Genomic DNA, 14,979 nt, shown 5'->3' with positions numbered 1-14,979 from the left:
TGATCGCCGGCGCCGGCGATCACCGTGGCGCTGACGATCGTGAGCAGCGCGTACGGGATGCGGTAGTCGACCAGGTCGTAGTCGACGTTCCAGACGAAGAAGTCGAACAGCGCGGCGCTGAGGCCGGTCAGCGCGCCGGCCAGGACCGCGGTCGGCAGCCGGAACGACCGGTACCGGAAGGCGGCGAAGGCCAACTCGGCGCCGATGCCCTGCACGATGCCCTGCGGGATCACCGTGCCGGCCCACTGGCTGCCCAACAGCGCGGAGAGGACCGCGGCGACCGTCTCGCAGTAGAGCGCGGCGCCGGGCTTGCGGATGACCAGGCCGCCGACCACGGCCGGCATCAGCCAGACACCGTAGATCAGGGTCTGCGCCGGCGGGAAGAAGGCAAACGCCCCCTCGGTGGCGCTCCAGACCAGGCCCCAGGCCCAGAAGATGACGCCGAAGGCGACCGCGATCACCGAGGCGACCACGATGTCGATGGTGCGCCAGCGGTTGGTGTCGCTGTGGTTCATGTGGATGCTCCCAGTCCTGACTGCGAACCAGGAGAAGACGCACGCCGCGCGTCCGGTGGCACCGGACGGCGGCGCGGCTGGAGGTCGACCGAACTCCCTGCGCTGGCATTACCCAGATCAGGTTCGAGGGTCTGCGGGCGTGCCCGCACTCTCAGCGCTGTGCGCTCCCCTGTCGGATGTGAAGTTGTCTCGCTGACGCTAGCACCGACCAGGGGTGCCAGCCCAGCAGGGCGTCCGCCCGCCGCAGCGTCCGGTTCAGGCGACGCCGGCTGGGTAGGCTCACGATCATGCGGGTTGACGCACGGGGTCTCACGTTCGACGTACGCGCCGGTGGTCCGCCGGACGGCGCGCCTGTCCTGCTGCTGCACGGCTTTCCCCAGCACTCCGGCGAGTGGGACGAGGTCGCCGCGACGCTGCACACCGCCGGGCTGCGCACGTACGCACTGGACCAGCGGGGCTACTCCCCAGGCGCCCGGCCGACGGCGGTCGCGGACTACCGGATCCCCGAACTGGTCGCCGACGCGGTCGCGGTGCTCGACGCCATCGGGCTGGACGCCGTCCACCTGGTCGGCCACGACTGGGGTGCGATCGTCGCCTGGGCGCTGGCCGCCCGGCACCCCGAGCGGGTCCGTACGTTGACCGCGGTGTCCGTGCCACATCCGGCGGCCATGGCACATGCCCTCGCCACCGACGGCCAGCAGAAGGCGCGCTCGTCGTACATCGCGCTGTTCCGTAAACCCGGCAAGGCGGAGAAGGTGCTGCTGGCCTGGAACGCCACCGCGCTGCGCAAGATGCTCAGCGGGGTGGGCGACGCGTCCCGGGTGGACCACTACGCCGACCCGATGCGCGAGCCGGGGGCGCTCACCGCGGCGCTGAACTGGTATCGGGCGATGTCCCGCACCGACCTGGCCGACGTCGGCCCGGTCGCCGTGCCCACCACGTACGTGTGGAGCGACCGGGACATCGCCATCGGCCGGACCGCCGCCGAGGCGTGCGCCGCCAACGTCACCGGGGACTACCGATTCGTACAGCTGCCCGGGGTGAGCCACTGGATCCCGGACGCCGCGCCGGGCCCGCTGGCCGAGGCGATCCTGGCCAGAACCAGCGGAACGGCCTGAGACCGTGTCGATCGGAGGAGCACCGTGACAACGGACGCCGGTGAGCCGAGCACCCGGCGCTCCATCGCCGCGCAGCTGCGCATGCTGGGCGTACGCTCCGGCGCGACGCTGCTGGTGCACACCGCGCTGCGCCCACTGGGCTTCGTCTGCGGTGGGCCGCAGGCGCTGGTGCTCGCCCTGCGCGACGCGCTCGGCCCGGACGGCACGATCGTGGTGCCCACCCACACCCCGGACAACAGCGACCCGGCGCAGTGGAGCGCCCCGCCGGTGCCGGTGGACTGGTGGCCGCTGATCCGCGCCGAGATGCCCGGATTCGATCCGGTGGCCACCCCGAGCCGGTTCATGGGGGTGTTCGCCGAGACGGTCCGCTGCTGGCCCGGAGCGCAGCGCAGCTCGCACCCCCACGTGTCGTTCGCCGCCCTCGGGCCGGCCGCCGAACGGGTGGTCGCCGGGCACACCCGGGCCGACATGCTCGGCGAGGGCTCCCCGCTGGCCCGGCTCTACGACCTCGACGCCAACGTGTTGCTGCTCGGTGTGGATCACAGCGTGAACACCTCGCTGCACCTGGCCGAGTACCGCCGTCCGGCCCCGCCCCGCGAGCAGTTGGGCGCGGCGGTACGCACCGCCGACGGTGGCCGCGAATGGGTGTGGTGGCAGGACGTCCGGCTCGACGAGAGTGACTTCGACGCGTTGGGCCGGGACCTGGAGGCGACCGGAGCGGTCCGTACCGGACGGGTCGGCACCGGGACCGGGAGGTTGATGCGCCAGCGGGCGGCGGTCGACTTCGCAGTGCAATGGATGGCCCGCAACCGGACGACGGAGGACGCATGAGGGTGAGTGCCGACGACTACCTGGCCGTGGTTACCGAGACGATCGGCCGGGTGGCCGGGAGCCAGCGGGCGGCGGTGGGGCGGGCCGCGGACCTGATCGCCGACGCGGTGCGCGCCGACGGGGTGGTGCACGCGTTCGGCACCGGGCACTCCGAGGCGCTGGCCATGGAGATTGCCGGCCGGGCGGGCGGTCTGGTGCCGACCAACCGGATCGCGCTGCGTGACCTGGTGCTGCTCGGCGGCGAACCGGCCGACCGGCTCGGCCCGTTCCTGGAGCGGGACCCGGAGGTGGCGCACCGGCTGTACGAGCTGGCTCCGGTGCGGCCCACCGACGTGTTCGTGCTCGCCTCGAACTCCGGGGTCAACGGCGCGATGGTGGAGTTCGCCACGCTGGTGAAGCAGCGTGGCCACGGGCTGGTGGCGATCACCTCCGCACAGCACTCCGGCCGGATGACCTCCCGCCACCCGTCCGGGCGCAAGCTCGCGGACCTCGCCGACGTGGTTCTCGACAACGGCGCGCCGTACGGCGACGCGACGCTGCCGCTGCCCGGCGGCGGTGCGGTGGGCGCGGTCTCCTCGATCACGGCGGCGCTGCTGGCGCAGCAGGTGACCGTGGAGGTGGTGGCCCGGTTGCTGGCGGCGGGCGAGCGGCCCCCGGTCTACCTGTCGGCGAACATCCCCGACGGCGACGCGCACAACACGGCGCTGGAGGCCCGGTACGCGGGTCGCATCCGGCGCGGCTCCTGAGGCGCGTCCGGACGGCCCGTTGTCCGGGAGGCGAACGGACGGCGGCCGGCCGATGTCGTGAACCTGTTTCGCGCTCGACCGGGTGGGGCACTTGCCTTGCTGCCGGCGGCCACGACCGCCGGCAGTACCGTCTCACCGGAGGTAGCGCGTGTCCAAGGAGACCGAGAAGCAGCGTTGGCAGCGCAACTTCGCCGACCTGTTGCAGGAGTTGCGGGTCGCCCAGACCGGCGTGCAGATCCTCTTCGCCTTCCTGCTCACGCTGCCGTTCAGCAACGGGTTCACCGAGACCACCGAGTTCCAGCGGGACGTCTACATCGTCGCCCTGCTCGCCGCGGCAGCCGCCACCGCGCTGATCATCTCGCCGGTGGCGTTCCACCGGGCGCTGTTCCGGCAGGGGCGCAAACCGGAGCTGGTCCGGTTCGCGCACCGGATGGCCAGCGGCGGGCTGGCCTTCATGCTGATCTCGATGGTCAGCGCGGTGCTGTTGATCACCGACTTCGTGCTGGACCGGCCGATCGCCTTCGTGCTCAGCGGCCTGACCGGGCTCTGGTTCCTCAGCTTCTGGGTGCTCCTGCCGTTCGCCCGGCGCAACTGGGGCGACGACGACATCGACGACGAGGACGACGACCCCCGCACCCTGTCCAGCTGACGCCGCCGCCCAGGGATCGAACTCGATCTTCACGGACCGCTACCGCTGAGTAACACCCGGGGGTAGCGTGACGGTAGTCGCGCACGTCGACGCAGCCGCACCGAGGTTCGAGGGGGCAGCCGTGACCACGACGCAGAACGGCCGACCGGCAGCGGACGGCCCCGATCCCGACACCGTTCCGAGCACCGCCGGCGCCGCTGCGCCGTTGCCGACGGAGGCGGGGCACGTCTCCGAGAAGGAGGCCCGGCAGGTCGCCGAGGCGGCCCGCGAGTCCGCCTGGGACCGGCCCAGCTTCGGCAAGGAGCTGTTCCTCGGGCGGTTCCGGCTCGACCTGATCGACCCGTGGCCCCGGTCCGACCCGGCCGACGTGGCCCGCGCCGACGACTTTCTCGGCCGGTTCCGCGCCTTCCTGGCCTCCGAGGTGGACGGTGCGGCGATCGAGCGCGACGCCTCCATCCCGGACGCGGTGTTCCACGGGCTGGCCGACCTCGGCGCGTTCGGCATGAAGATCGACCGGAAGTACGGCGGCCTCGGGCTGAGCAACCTGCACTACTGCCGGGCGCTGATGCTGGCCGGCTCGGTCAGCCCGGCGATCGGCGCGCTGCTCTCGGCGCACCAGTCGATCGGGGTGCCGCAACCGCTGAAGATGTTCGGCACCGCCGAGCAGAAGCAGCGCTTCCTGCCCCGGCTCGCCGCCGGCGAGGTGTCCGCGTTCCTGCTCACCGAGCCGGACGTCGGCTCCGACCCGGCCCGGCTGGCCACCACCGCCGAGCCGACCGAGGACGGCACCGGCTACCGGCTCAACGGCGTGAAGCTCTGGGCCACCAACGGCATCGTGGCCACCCTGCTGGTGGTCATGGCGCGGGTGCCGGCCACCGAGGGGCGGCGCGGCGGCATCACCGCCTTCGTGGTGGACGGCGACAGCGCCGGTATCACCGTGGAACGGCGCAACGAGTTCGTCGGCCTGCGCGGCCTGGAAAACAGCCTCACCCGGTTCCACGACGTGTTCGTGCCCGCCGAGAACGTCATCGGCGGCGAGGGCAAGGGGCTCAAGATCGCCCTGACCACGCTGAACACCGGCCGGCTCTCGCTACCGGCGATGTGCGTAGGCGCGGGCAAGTGGGCGCTGAACGTGGCCCGGGAGTGGTCCGCCGACCGGGTCCAGTGGGGGCGGCCGGTCGGTGAGCACGAGGCGGTCGCCCAGAAGCTCGCCTTCATCGCCGCCACCACGTACGGCATGGAGACCATGCTCGACCTGTGCTGCCTGCTCGCCGACGACGACCGCAACGACATCCGAATCGAGGCCGCGCTCGTCAAGCTGTACGCCAGCGAGATGGCCTGGAAGATCGCCGACGAGCTGATCCAGATCCGGGGCGGGCGGGGCTACGAGACGGCCGACTCGCTGGCCGCCCGCGGCGAACGCCCGGCCGCGGTCGAGCAGATGTTGCGCGACCTGCGGATCAACCGGATCTTCGAGGGCTCCACGGAGATCATGCACCTGCTGATCGCCCGGGAGGCGGTCGACGCCCACCTGTCGGTGGCCGGCGACATCATCGACCCGGAGGCGGGGTTGGGTCGCAAGGCCCGAGCCGGCGCCCGAGCCGGGGCCTTCTACGCGAAGTGGCTGCCGACCCTGGCCGTCGGCCGGGGGCAGAGCCCATCGGCGTACGCCGAGTTCGGGCCGCTGGCCACGCACCTGCGTCAGGTGGAGCGCTCGTCCCGCAAGCTGGCCCGGTCGACGTTCTACGCGATGTCCCGCTGGCAGGGAAAGATGGAGCGCAAGCAGGCGTTCCTCGGCCGGGTGGTGGACATCGGCGCGGAGCTGTTCGCCATGTCCGCCGTTTGTGTCCGGGCGTCCGCCGAGCGCGACAGCCGTCCGGAGAACGTCGAGCTGGCCGACCTGTTCTGCCGGCAGGCCCGGGTCCGGGTGGACGCGCTGTTCGCCGCCCTGTGGGACAACACCGACTCGGTCGACACCGCCGCGGCGAAGCGCATCCTCGACGGCCGCTACGCGGCCCTGGAGGAGGGCGTCATCACCCCGTCCGACGAGCTGCCCTGGGTGGCCCGCTGGTCACCGGGTCCGTCCACCGCCGACGACGTCCGCCGCCGCATCCCGCCGAAGTCGTGACCGGTGCCGCCCGGCGCGTCACCGTGCCGGGCGGTCAGCGGGCGACCGCCCAGGCCAGCACCGCCGCCAGGATCAGGCCGTTGAGCACCGCCAGACCCAGGTACGCCGCAGGCGGGATCTTCTTGCCCCGCCGCACGAACGAGACCAGGACGGCGGCGTAGCCGAGCAGCAGGACGGCGATGACGACCAGGAAGTAGAACACGCCGACGACCTTAGCGGCCCCGGCCGCGCAGGCCGAGTTGGCGCAGCTCCAACGCGGCCAGGGCGTCGACGGTGTCGTCGTCGCCGCGTCGCCACGCCTCGGCCACGTCCGGCGCGATCCGGGTCAGTCGGCCCAGTGGCTGGGTGGCCAGCGCGCGCAGGGCGAGCAGGTCCCGCCCGGCCGGCCCGGCGGCCAGCTTCGCCGCTGACCCGGCCCGGCGCATCCAGCGGACCCGCAGCGGCAGCCAGCCGAACAGCACGATGCCGAGCGGAAAGATCAGCACCGCGATGGCGAGCGCCAGGGCGAGTTGGTCGACCAGGTGCTGCTGGTCACGGCCGGCGTCGGCCAGCGAGCGGGCGGCGTCGGCGGCCCGCTGAAAGGGAGCGGTCAGCTCGTCGCCGACCAGCGGCACCCGGCCGACCTTGCTGCCGGCGTCGCCCAGGTTGTCGGCGAGCCCGCTGCCGGCGCCCTCCAACTTCTGACCGGGTACGGCGAGCTTCTGCACCAGGTCGTGCAGCCAGAGCGCGCCGCGGATCGCGACGTACACCCAGGCGACGACGAGGAGGTCGGTGAACAACTGGCGGGCGGCGGTCGGAAAGCGATCGGCGTAGATCTTCACGCCGGACAGCGTGCCACGAACGGCCGGGCCGGGCACCCGTCGGATCAGCCGGCGAGACGAGTCGGCTGCGCAGGTGCTCGGGTTGCGGCGTTCACCGGACGCGTCGTGGTCGCTGCGTTGGTCAGCGGGCGCAGGCCGGGCAGGTGCCGAAAATCTCCAGGGTGTGGCTGACGTCGGCGTAGCCGTGCTGGGCGGCGACCCGGTCGGCCCAGCTCTCCACCGCCGGGCCGGCCACCTCGACCGTGCGGCCGCAGGCCCGGCACACCAGGTGGTGGTGGTGCCCCTCGCTGCACCGGCGGTAGAGGTGCTCGCCGCCCGGTGGGCGCATCACGTCGATCTCGCCCGCGTCGGCCAGCCCCTGGAGCGTGCGGTAGACGGTGGTCAGGCCGACCCGCTCACCGCGCTGCCGCAGCATCGCGTGCAGGTCCTGGGCGCTGTGGAAGCCCTCCATCTCGCCCAGCAGCGCGCTCACCGCCGAGCGCTGCCGGGTGTTGCGCACCGCGGCGCCACTCTCGCTCATCATCCCTCCCCGGCGTGGCTGACCGCGTCCGCCACGATGTGCGCGACGTGCTCGTCGACCAGGCTGTAGGCGATCTCCCGACCCCGGCGGGAACCACGCACCACGCCCGCGCCGCGCAGCACCCGCAGGTGCTGGGAGACCAGCGGTTGCGCGGCCCCGAGCTTCTCCACCAGCTCGTGCACGCACCGCTCGCCGCCGGCGAGCTCACTGACGATGGCCAGCCGAATGGGCGCCGACAGGGCGCGGAGCAACTCGCTGGCCCCATCGAACCCCTCGTAGCCCGTTGCGCTGGTCACCCTGCAACGGTAACCAATACCACCGACATACCGCGGACCCGGTTCATCCCAGCACGACCTCGTGCGGTTCCGGCGCCGGCGCGGCGGCCGGCGTTGCCCGGCGGCGCAGCGCCCGCCAGATCCCACCGGTCACGGCCACCACCAGGAAGCAGGCGATCGCCACCAGCACCACCGACGCGCCCGGCGCGGTGTCCGCCGTGGCGGCTACCCAGACACCGGCGCCGGCCGCGAAGAACCCGAGCGCCATCGCGGCGGTCATCGTGCTGCGGAAACCCCGGGTGACCTGCTGGGCGGTGGCGACCGGCACCACCATCAGCGCGCTGATCAGCAGTACGCCGACGGCCCGCATCGCGATGGTCACGGTGACCGCGGTGGCGACCGCGATCATCAGGTTCAGCGTGCGCACCGGGAGGCCGGAGACCCGGGCGTACTCCTCGTCGTGACTGACCGCGAAGAGCGCCGGACGCAACGCGATCATGGTGACCAGGAGCGCGGCGCCGAGCACCACGATGGTGGTCAGGTCACCGGGCGAGATGGTGGTGAGAGATCCGAACAGGTAGGCGTTGAGGTTCGCGCTCGTCGCGTCGGAGAGGCCCACCAGCAGTACGCCACCGGCGATGCCGCCGTAGAAGAGCAACGCCAGAGCCAGGTCACCGGAGGTCCGCCCGCGGGCGCGGACCAGCTCGATGGCGATCGCGCCGATGGTGGCGGCGATCACCGCCACCAGCACCGGTGAGCGGTTGAGCAGCAGTCCCGCGCCAACCCCGGTCAACGCCACGTGCCCGACGCCGTCGCCGATCAACGCCAGCCGACGCTGCACCAGGTAGATGCCGAGCGCAGGCGCGGCCAGGCCGATCACCAGCGCGCCGATCAGGGCACGCTGCATGTACGGGTACTGGAAGAGTTCCATGCTCAGTTGCTCCACAGCCCGGCGGGCTCGTCGGGACCGTGCGGGTGCACATGGTCGTGGTCGGGCTCCGCGTGATGACCGGCCGGGTCCGGCACCGCGCCGTCGTGACAGATGCCGCCCTGGTGGACGACGACCGCCCGGCTGATCACCGGTCGCAGCGGGCCCAGCTCGTGGGCCACCAGAAGCACCGTCCCGCCGTCGGCGACGAAGTCCCGCAGCGCCCCGGCGAACGCCTCCTGGCTGGCCGCGTCCACGCCGGCGGTGGGCTCGTCGAGGATCAGCAGCTCCGGTCGACCGGCCAGCGCCCGGGCGATCAGCGTGCGCTGCTGCTGGCCGCCGGAGAGGGTGGACACCGGATCGCCGGCCCGGTCGGCGAGCCCGACCGAGAGCAGCGCGGCGTCGACGGCGGCCCGGTCGGCTCGGCCCGGTGGGCGGAGCACCCCCCGGCGGGCCAACCGGCCGGAGGCCACCACCTCGCGGACGGTGGCCGGCACGCCGCCGCCGGCGCCCAGGCGCTGTGGGACGTACCCGATGCGCCGCCACTGGCGGAACTGGCGCAACGGCCGGTCGAAGAGGGTGATCGAGCCGGCGCTGAGCGGTACCAGCCCGAGCACGGCCCGGATCAGCGTGGACTTGCCGGAACCGTTGGCGCCGAGCACCGCGACCACCTCCCCGGCGGTCACGGTGAGCGAGACGTCCCGGAGCACGGGGCGGCCGTCGTAGCCGACCACCCCGTGCTCGACGGTGATGACGGGTGCGCTCACGAGCAGCTCAACGCCGTCCGCAGGGTCTGCAGGTTGGTACGCATGACCGAAAGGTAGTCCGCGCCGCTGCCGTCGGCGAGCCCTTCGATCGGGTCCAGCACCGCGGTCTTCGCGCCGACCTGACCGGCGATGGTCTCGGCGACCTTCGGGCTGACCAGGGTCTCGAAGAAGATCGTGGTGGACTTGTGCTCCTTCGCCTCCTCGATCACCTGCGCGAGTCGCTGCGGCGAGGGCTCGACGTCGGGGCTCAGCCCGGTGATTCCGACCTGGTCGAGCTGGTAGCGGTCGGCCAGGTAGCCGAACGCGGCGTGGCTGGTCACGATCTCCCGCCGCTGGCAGGTCGCCAGACCATGCTTGAACTCGTCGTCCAGGGTCGTCAGATCGGCGCTCAGCGCCGCGGAGCGTGCGGTGTAGTCGGCGGCGTGATCCGGGTCGGCCTTGCCGAGCCGCTGGGCGAGCTGATCGCCGATGGTGGCCAGTCGGGTCGGGTCGAGCCAGACGTGCGGGTCCTTGCCGCCGTTCTCCTCCTCCGCGTGCCCCTCCTCGCCCTCGTGGTCGTGCCCGCCCGCGGTCGCGTCCCGCAGCGGCTGCACGGTGGTGACGTCGAACGCCCGGTCGTCACCGTTCTGCGCCACCGCGTCGTCCACCGCCGGCTGGAAGCCCTTCAGGTAGACGATCAGCTCCGCCTCGCTGACCTGACCGACCTGGCTTGGGGCGAGCTCCAGGTCGTGCGGCTCGGCGCCGGGCTTGGCGAGGTTGGTCACCCGGACCGCGTCGCCGCCGATCCGCTCGGCGAGGAACTGGAGCGGGTAGAACGCGGCCACCACGTCGACCCGCTGGGGATCGGCGCCGGCGGCACCATCGGTGGAGCAGCCCGCGCTGGCGCCCAGGGCGAGGAGGGCGGTCGCGGCGGCCAGGACACGGGACGCGGTGCGGTTGGTCATGTCGTCAACTGTCCGTGGCAACGATAATGATTGTCAAAAACGCATGATTGCATGTCAGAGCAGCTTCGCCAGGCCCACCGTCACCAGCAGGGTGAGCATCACCAGCCGAATCACCCGGGTCTGCGGCGCCTGAACCGCCCAGGTGGTGGCCAACAGGGCGATCAGGACCGCGGCGAGGGCCAGCGTCAGCAGCCCGCCGATCACCCCGGGCGTGAAGAACGCGACCAGCACCACCACCAGGGTGAGCAGGAACACCGACGTCGGGTTCGCCCCGGCCAACCGAGTCAGCAGAGGGCGCTGCGTACGCTGCATCCCACAGACTCTACGAGGAGGAACCCGGTGCTGGTGACCAACCGGTTCGTGGTCGACGTCGATGTCGCCGACGACTTCACCGAACGGGCGCACGCCGCCCTCACCGCGCTGGCCGCCCGCCCCGGCTACCTGCGCGGTCAACTGGTCCGGGCGCTGGACGACCCCCGCCACTGGTCCCTGGTCACCGAGTGGGAGTCGGTCGGCACGTACCGGCGGGCACTGGGCGCCTTCGAGGTCAAGGTGAGCGCCGTGCCGTTGCTCGCCGAGTCGGTCGACGAGCCGTCCGCGTACGAGGCGCTGGCCACCGCCGCGCCCGGCGGGGCCGTCGTGGTCGCCGAGAGTGATCGGGCTGCGGGTCCTTACCGCTGAGCTGCCGGACACTACGCTGCTCCTATGACCGCACCCGCCCCGCCGCCCGGTCCCGGGGTGGCGCCGCCGTTCGCCGCGCCGCCCACCGAGGGCCGCCGGACCCGGCTCTGGATCGGCCTCGGCGTCGGCGCGCTCGCCGTGCTGCTCTGCTGCGGCGGAGGTGGCGCGGCCGTGGTCGGCCTGGCCGTCACCGGCGTGCAGGCGATCCGGGAACAGGGCCGCACGGTGACCAGCGACTACTACCAGGCGCTGGTCGAGCGGAACTACGGACGCGCGTACGACCAGCTCTGCGACGACGCGCAGCGGCGCGAGTCACGCCCCGAGTTCGAGCGGCGCGCGGCCGCCGAGCCGCAGGTCGCCGGGTTCCGGGTCGGTGACGTGGACACCACCAGCCTGACCGTGCCGGTCGACGTGACGCTCGACGGCGGCGACCGGGAGCAGCAGCAGGTCACCCTGGGTCAGGACGGCCAGACCGGCGGCATGGAGGTCTGCGGGGTGAGCTGAGCCGCCCCCGGTATTCTGCTGGGCTCAGGACGACAGTGGTCGTACCGTTGTCCCGAACTGACCCGATCCATCCACATCTCGCCCCCGCCGACCGCCAGCCGGCGTAGGAGGAAACATGCCAGCCGACCGTATCGACGCCGTCGTCAGCCTCGCCAAGCGCCGAGGCTTCGTCTTCCCCTCCAGCGAGATCTACGGAGGCACCCGATCGGCGTGGGACTACGGCCCGCTCGGCGTGGAGCTCAAGGAGAACGTCCGCCGGCAGTGGTGGAAGACCATGGTCCAGCAGCGCGACGACGTGGTCGGCCTCGACTCCGCGGTGATCCTGGCCCGCAAGGTGTGGGAGGCGTCCGGTCACATCGCCGAGTTCGTCGACCCGCTCACCGAGTGCCAGTTCTGCCACAAGCGGTTCCGGGCGGACCACCTCGAAGAGGCGTACGCCGAGAAGCACGGTAAGCCGCTGACCTCGCTCGCCGAGCTGAACTGCCCCAACTGCGGCAACAAGGGCACCTTCACCGAGCCGAAGATGTTCAACGGCCTGATGAAGACCTACCTGGGCCCGGTGGAGAGCGACGAAGGGCTGCACTACCTGCGCCCGGAGACCGCGCAGGGCATCTTCATCAATTACAAGAACGTCGAGACGGTCGCCCGCAAGAAGCCGCCGTTCGGCATCGCGCAGACCGGCAAGTCGTTCCGCAACGAGATCACCCCGGGCAACTTCATCTTCCGTACGCGGGAGTTCGAGCAGATGGAGATGGAGTTCTTCGTCGAGCCGGGCACCGACGAGCAGTGGCACGAGTACTGGCTCCAGGAGCGCTGGAACTGGTACCTCGACCTCGGCCTGTCGGCGGACAACCTGCGGCTCTTCGAGCACCCCAAGGAGAAGCTCTCGCACTACTCGAAGCGGACCGTGGACATCGAGTACCGCTTCCAGTTCGGCGGCACCGAGTTCGCCGAGCTGGAGGGCGTGGCCAACCGCACCGACTTCGACCTCTCCACGCACAGCAAGCACTCCGGCGTCGACCTGTCCTACTTCGACCAGACCAAGGGCGAGCGCTGGATGCCGTACGTCATCGAGCCCGCCGCCGGTCTGACCCGCGCCGTGCTGGCCTTCCTGTTGGAGGCGTACGACGAGGACGAGGCGCCGAACACCAAGGGCGGCGTGGACAAGCGCACCGTGATGCGGTTCGACCCGCGACTGGCCCCGGTGAAGGTGGCGGTGCTGCCGCTGTCCCGCAACGAGGCGCTGTCGCCGAAGGCGAAGGACCTCGCCGCGCTGCTGCGTAAGCGCTGGGTGGTGGAGTTCGACGACTCGCAGGCGATCGGCCGCCGCTACCGCCGGCAGGACGAGATCGGCACCCCGTTCTGCGTGACGGTGGACTTCGACACCCTGGACGACAACGCCGTGACGGTCCGCAACCGGGACACCATGGCCCAGGAGCGGGTCTCCCTGGACCAGGTCGAGCGTTACCTGATCGAGCGCCTCCCCGGCTGCTGAGACGATGCGCACGGGGCCTCGGCCGACGCGGAAAGCGCCGGTCGGGGCCCCGTACACTTGTCCGGTGACTGCCTCGACCGTGCCTGTGCTGCGCCCGTTGACGCTCGGCCGGTATCAGGTGTGGCCGCCGGTCGTGCTGGCGCCGATGGCCGGGATCACGAACGTCGGGTTCCGCCGGCTCTGCCGCGAGCAGGGCGGCGGCATCTACGTCTGCGAGATGATCACCACGCGGGCGCTCGTCGAGCGGAACCCCAAGACGCTGCGCATGATCGCGTTCGGCGACGACGAGAAGCCGCGCAGCCTCCAGCTCTACGGCACCGATCCGGAGATCACCGCCGCCGCCGTACGGATCGTGGTCGAGCGCGACCTGGCCGATCACATCGACCTCAACTTCGGCTGCCCGGTGCCCAAGGTGACCCGGCGTGGTGGCGGCGCGGCGTTGCCGTGGCGGCGTCGGCTCTTCGCCCGGCTGGTCAGGGCCGCGGTGGACGCCGCGTCGCCGGCCGGAGTGCCGGTCACGGTCAAGATGCGCAAGGGCATCGACGACGACCACCTGACGTACGTCGAGGCCGGGCTCGCCGCCCAGGAAGCCGGGGTCGCCGCGGTCGCCCTGCACGGGCGGACGGCCGGGCAGCGCTACTCGGGCACCGCCGACTGGGACGCCATCGCCACGCTCAAGCAGGCCCTCGACGTGCCGGTGCTGGGCAACGGCGACATCTGGGAGGCCGACGACGCGCTACGGATGGTCGCGCACACCGGTGTCGACGGCGTGGTGATCGGGCGGGGTTGCCTGGGCCGGCCGTGGCTCTTCGCCGACCTGGAGGCCGCCTTCAACGGTCGGCCGGAGCGGCGGATGCCCACCCTCGGCGAGGTGGCGGTGACCATGCGCCGGCACGCCGAGCTGCTGGTCGACCAGTTCGTCGCCGGGGCCCGCAACCCGGCCCGGGGTGAGCGGGACGGGTGCACCGACTTCCGCAAGCACGTCGCCTGGTACCTCAAGGGCTTCCCGGTCGGCGGCGAGCTGCGCCGCTCGCTGGCGATGATCGAGAGCCTGGCCCAGCTCGACGACCTGCTCGGCAAGCTCGACCCGGCGGAGCCGTTCCCGGTGGCCGCCCTCGGCCAGCCGCGCGGGCGCACCAACTCTCCGGGCAAGGTCTTCCTGCCGGACGGCTGGCTGGCCAGCCGGGACGACGACGTCGTACCCGAGGGCGCCGAGATGGACGACTCCGGCGGCTGACCCGTACTGGCGGCGGTCGCACCGCTGACCCTGGGCATGACGAAAGGGCCGGACCCCTGGGGGTCCGGCCCTTGTCGGTGATGCTGTTTGCGGTCAGCTGGTGGCGTAGCCGCGGGTGGCGATCCAGTCGGCGAGGTGCTCGACGGTGACCTCGTAGGAGGCGGTGTTCGGATCGGCCGAGTCGGCGATCTTCACCACGTTCCCGCCGTCGCGGTACCCGACCACGCTGATGTAGTGCCCGCCCTCGAAGGAGTGCACCCCACCGTCGGTGTCGACGCTGGTGCCGGCGATGTTCGCGACCACAGCCCGACCGTCGTCCACGGTCTTGACGATGTCGGCGCGCAGCGTGTCGGTCTGCTTGCCGTCAGCGCTGGGGCTGGAGATCTCGACGCTGTGGTAGGCGTCGTTCTTGCCGGTCTCCTTGTTCAGCACGGGGGTGATGTCGTTGATGGAGTTGGTGCCGGCCTCGGTGGTGCCCATCTCCTTGGCCATGGCGTCGACGCTGATGTCCTTGCCCTGCACACTCAGGGCGTTACGGGTGGCGGCGGGGCCGCAGTAGTAGAAGTTCGGCTGCGCCTCGTAGCGCACGCCGAGCTGACGCTCGCCGGTGGGCTTGCGGTCGGTCTGGGTCTGCGATGCGGGCTTGGCGTCCGACGCGGCGTAGGCGGCGGTGACGGGGCCGGCGATGGCGCCGCCGGTGAACGCGAGGCCAGCAGCGGTCAGAGCGGTCTTACGGATCAGATCGGTACGCATGATGGCGTGCTCCTCTGCATCAGGGGTGCATACGACACACAAAGGGGGGTGCGCCGCACGTGAAAAC

General features: G+C 71.8%; 19 protein-coding genes and 1 riboswitch. Of the genes, 9 read left to right on the top strand and 10 right to left on the bottom strand.

The genetic code is table 11. From position 1 onward, the window contains the following. Window positions 1-515: ECF transporter S component (locus EAD98_RS25220; RefSeq protein WP_121656473.1), on the bottom strand; the 515-nt coding region annotated here is incomplete at its 3' end. A 76-nt stretch (window positions 516-591) separates the two neighbouring features. Continuing rightward, window positions 592-696, bottom strand: a riboswitch (TPP riboswitch). A gap of 106 nt (window positions 697-802) precedes the next feature. On the opposite strand from EAD98_RS25220, the gene EAD98_RS25215 reads away from it, so the two are divergent. The 5 genes from EAD98_RS25215 to EAD98_RS25195 all read left to right on the top strand — a co-directional run bounded on the left by EAD98_RS25215 (window position 803) and on the right by EAD98_RS25195 (window position 5,987). Then, on the top strand, window positions 803-1,633 hold the full coding sequence (locus EAD98_RS25215) for an alpha/beta fold hydrolase (protein WP_121656472.1): 831 nt from the start codon (window positions 803-805) through the stop codon (window positions 1,631-1,633). Window positions 1,634-1,657: 24 nt separating this feature from the next. Next, on the top strand, window positions 1,658-2,464 hold the full coding sequence (locus EAD98_RS25210; RefSeq protein ID WP_233579175.1) for an aminoglycoside N(3)-acetyltransferase: 807 nt from the start codon (window positions 1,658-1,660) through the stop codon (window positions 2,462-2,464). Further along, entirely contained in the window at window positions 2,461-3,210 is a 750-nt protein-coding gene (locus tag EAD98_RS25205; protein WP_121656471.1) for a sugar isomerase domain-containing protein, read from the top strand. Before EAD98_RS25210 ends, EAD98_RS25205 begins: the two co-directional genes overlap by 4 nt. Window positions 3,211-3,358: 148 nt before the next feature. Further along, entirely contained in the window at window positions 3,359-3,859 is a 501-nt protein-coding gene (locus tag EAD98_RS25200; protein ID WP_121656470.1) for a DUF6328 family protein, read from the top strand. A gap of 205 nt (window positions 3,860-4,064) precedes the next feature. Beyond that, window positions 4,065-5,987, top strand: coding sequence for an acyl-CoA dehydrogenase family protein (locus EAD98_RS25195; RefSeq protein ID WP_233579177.1), 1,923 nt, complete (start codon window positions 4,065-4,067; stop codon window positions 5,985-5,987). Window positions 5,988-6,021: 34 nt separating this feature from the next. Here the strand turns inward: EAD98_RS25195 and EAD98_RS31345 are convergent, their stop codons facing one another. From EAD98_RS31345 to EAD98_RS25160, 8 genes are all read right to left on the bottom strand, one after another. After that, the gene (locus tag EAD98_RS31345) at window positions 6,022-6,189 is read right to left on the bottom strand and encodes a hypothetical protein (RefSeq protein WP_199723545.1); all 168 of its coding nucleotides are present in this window, start codon (window positions 6,187-6,189) and stop codon (window positions 6,022-6,024) included. A gap of 10 nt (window positions 6,190-6,199) precedes the next feature. Next, window positions 6,200-6,808: a hypothetical protein gene (locus tag EAD98_RS25190; protein WP_121656474.1), complete on the bottom strand. Its 609-nt coding sequence runs from the start codon at window positions 6,806-6,808 to the stop codon at window positions 6,200-6,202. Between the two features lie 121 nt (window positions 6,809-6,929). Continuing rightward, window positions 6,930-7,328 (bottom strand): Fur family transcriptional regulator, encoded by a 399-nt coding sequence (locus EAD98_RS25185; protein ID WP_121656468.1) that lies wholly within the window; start codon window positions 7,326-7,328, stop codon window positions 6,930-6,932. Beyond that, window positions 7,328-7,624, bottom strand: a complete 297-nt coding sequence (locus EAD98_RS25180; RefSeq protein WP_074313577.1) for a metalloregulator ArsR/SmtB family transcription factor — start codon at window positions 7,622-7,624, stop codon at window positions 7,328-7,330. The genes EAD98_RS25185 and EAD98_RS25180 overlap by 1 nt, the downstream gene beginning before the upstream one ends. Before the next feature lie 43 nt (window positions 7,625-7,667). Continuing rightward, on the bottom strand, window positions 7,668-8,534 hold the full coding sequence (locus EAD98_RS25175) for a metal ABC transporter permease (RefSeq protein WP_121656467.1): 867 nt from the start codon (window positions 8,532-8,534) through the stop codon (window positions 7,668-7,670). A gap of 2 nt (window positions 8,535-8,536) precedes the next feature. Further along, window positions 8,537-9,298: a metal ABC transporter ATP-binding protein gene (locus EAD98_RS25170; RefSeq protein WP_121656466.1), complete on the bottom strand. Its 762-nt coding sequence runs from the start codon at window positions 9,296-9,298 to the stop codon at window positions 8,537-8,539. After that, complete coding sequence (locus tag EAD98_RS25165) at window positions 9,295-10,242, bottom strand: metal ABC transporter substrate-binding protein (protein ID WP_121656465.1); 948 nt, start codon at window positions 10,240-10,242, stop codon at window positions 9,295-9,297. The genes EAD98_RS25170 and EAD98_RS25165 overlap by 4 nt, the downstream gene beginning before the upstream one ends. Window positions 10,243-10,296: 54 nt before the next feature. Then, window positions 10,297-10,554 (bottom strand): hypothetical protein, encoded by a 258-nt coding sequence (locus EAD98_RS25160; protein ID WP_121656464.1) that lies wholly within the window; start codon window positions 10,552-10,554, stop codon window positions 10,297-10,299. A 27-nt stretch (window positions 10,555-10,581) separates the two neighbouring features. Here EAD98_RS25160 and EAD98_RS25155 point away from each other — a divergent pair, with 27 nt between their 5' ends. The 4 genes from EAD98_RS25155 (at window position 10,582) to dusB (ending at window position 14,159) form a co-directional block, all read left to right on the top strand. Then, on the top strand, window positions 10,582-10,923 hold the full coding sequence (locus EAD98_RS25155; RefSeq protein ID WP_074313566.1) for an antibiotic biosynthesis monooxygenase: 342 nt from the start codon (window positions 10,582-10,584) through the stop codon (window positions 10,921-10,923). A 24-nt stretch (window positions 10,924-10,947) separates the two neighbouring features. Then, a complete protein-coding gene (locus EAD98_RS25150; RefSeq protein ID WP_121656463.1) occupies window positions 10,948-11,427 on the top strand; it encodes a hypothetical protein in 480 nt (159 codons plus the stop codon). A gap of 115 nt (window positions 11,428-11,542) precedes the next feature. Beyond that, window positions 11,543-12,922, top strand: a complete 1,380-nt coding sequence (locus EAD98_RS25145; RefSeq protein WP_121656462.1) for a glycine--tRNA ligase — start codon at window positions 11,543-11,545, stop codon at window positions 12,920-12,922. 64 nt (window positions 12,923-12,986) lie between these two features. Beyond that, window positions 12,987-14,159 carry a tRNA dihydrouridine synthase DusB gene (gene dusB, locus EAD98_RS25140; protein WP_121656461.1) on the top strand — a complete coding sequence of 391 codons (1,173 nt, stop codon included), beginning with the start codon at window positions 12,987-12,989 and terminating at the stop codon, window positions 14,157-14,159. A gap of 93 nt (window positions 14,160-14,252) precedes the next feature. Here dusB and EAD98_RS25135 read toward each other — a convergent pair whose 3' ends face one another. After that, entirely contained in the window at window positions 14,253-14,912 is a 660-nt protein-coding gene (locus EAD98_RS25135) for a C39 family peptidase (RefSeq protein WP_121656460.1), read from the bottom strand. Window positions 14,913-14,979: the final 67 nt, after the last annotated feature.

The organism is Micromonospora sp. CV4 (assembly GCF_003667455.1).
Taxonomy (GTDB): Bacteria; Actinomycetota; Actinomycetes; order Mycobacteriales; family Micromonosporaceae; genus Micromonospora.
Note: the sequence above shows the minus strand (reverse complement) of the source record. Positions and strands in the feature narration are given on the sequence as shown.